The sequence below is a fragment of the Allobosea sp. P4_C6 genome (genome assembly GCF_056402015.1).
Genome location: NZ_JBFUIF010000232.1, coordinates 1 through 1560, shown reverse-complemented (window position 1 = coordinate 1560; position 1560 = coordinate 1). Strand labels below are relative to the sequence as shown.

Below are 1560 nucleotides of genomic sequence, written 5' to 3'. Positions count from 1 at the left end.
GTTGAAGAAGGCGCGGCTGGGCAGAGCGGTACCGGCAGCGTTCGGATGATTGATGGCGCTTGGTGAGCGCGATCAGCGTCGTTGGCCTCGGCCCGGGCGTCGCGCGGCTTCGATGATGATCGTTGCGGGGGCGTGTCGGTGATCTCGCTCATGCCGGTGTCGCCAACAGCTTCGGCAGGCGGACGAGGTTGTAGGCTGCTGCGGCGAAGGTGAAGGCCCATCCGACCCGGTCGACGCGGCGCAGCTTGGGCCTGTCGAGCCCGGCCACCGCCTTCATCCAGCCGAAGCCCTCCTCGATGCGCTTGCGGACCCGCTGGCTCGCTGCATAGCCGGGATGGCGGGTGGTGCGGCTGTCGATCGCCGAGCGGCCGCGGCAACGGGTCAGGTTCTGCGCTACATGCGGGCGCACGTTCATCGAACGCAGCTCGTTCACGAAGTCGGCCGCGTCATAGCCGCGGTCGGCCCCGAGCGTGATGGGCCGCGGCCGGTCGGCATACGGTTCGATCATCGCCAGAGCCGCGACCCGCTCGGCATGGCCCGACACCTTCGTCAGGCAGGCATCGACGATGAGGCCGGAGCGGTTCTCCATCAGGGCATGGCCGAGGAAGGCGAGCCGCGCCTCCATGCCGGGCCCCTTGCGATAGAGCTTTGCGTCCGGGTCGGTGGTCGAGGCGTGGGTCGCGTTCGAACGCTTCTCGCCCCGGAAGTCGGCCTCGGCGTTGCGCCCGCCCGACGCCGGCGGCGGCTCGTTCGGGCCGGAGCCTCTTCCAGGCTCTTCGACCGGTCTGAAGCTCTTCATCGACGCCCACGCCTGGATCAGCGTGCCCTCGACGCTGAAGTGCTCGCTCGACAGGAGCCGCTTCACACGGCGCCCCGCCAGCAAGGCCGACAGGAACTGCGCGGCGACGTCGCCGGCAAGCAGCCGGTCGCGGTTCTTCGAGAACGTCGAGTGATCCCAGACCGCGTCGTCGATGCCGAGCCCGACGAACCAGCGAAACAGGAGATCGAACTCCAGCCGCTCCATCAGCTGGCGCTCAGAGCGGATCGAGTAGAAGGCCTGCAGCAGCATCGCACGCAGCAGCTTCTCCGGCGCGATCGACGGTCGGCCGAGGCCCGAATAGAGCGCCGAGAGGTCGCTCCCCATCGCCGAAAGAGCCTCGTTCACCAGCGACCGGATCGCCCGAAGCGGATGACCCGCCGGCACCCGGGCCTCCAGGTCCACGTAGCTGAAAAGCGCCCCTGTCCTCTCGTCCGTCCCGCGCATCCCGCCCCTCCCCAGCGCAGAGGAGTGAATCACGTCAAGGCCGGAGCCGCGAGCCGCTTTTTCAACAGCCTGTTAGATTAGAACTGGGCCACCAAATGGGGGCAGGCCACAACGCTACAGATCACGATCCATGGAGCCCACCCAGACTGCAGGATCCTTGGCGATGACGCTGTCAATGATGGAATATGCCGCCATATCCCAACCCGCTCCTGCCTCAGCCGCCTTAATCGTTGCGGTCCTGACGAGGGTCGGATTGATGACCGGCCCCTTCAGGAGCCACCATACCCCACCATACC

General features: G+C 67.2%; 2 protein-coding genes. Both read right to left on the bottom strand.

What is annotated here, in order from left to right:
• Positions 1–148: 148 nt before the first annotated feature.
• Entirely contained in the window at positions 149–1264 is a 1116-nt protein-coding gene (locus tag AC1DVA_RS28230) for an IS5 family transposase (protein WP_476808106.1), read from the bottom strand.
• A gap of 114 nt (positions 1265–1378) precedes the next feature.
• The coding region (locus tag AC1DVA_RS28225) for a hypothetical protein (protein ID WP_476808105.1) at positions 1379–1560 on the bottom strand (182 nt) is incomplete at its 5' end.

Excerpts from the sequence above, each read along its gene's own strand:
- AC1DVA_RS28230 (WP_476808106.1), bottom strand. The coding sequence starts at position 1,264 with ATGCGCGGGACGGACGAGAGGACAGGGGCGCTTTTCAGCTACGTGGAC.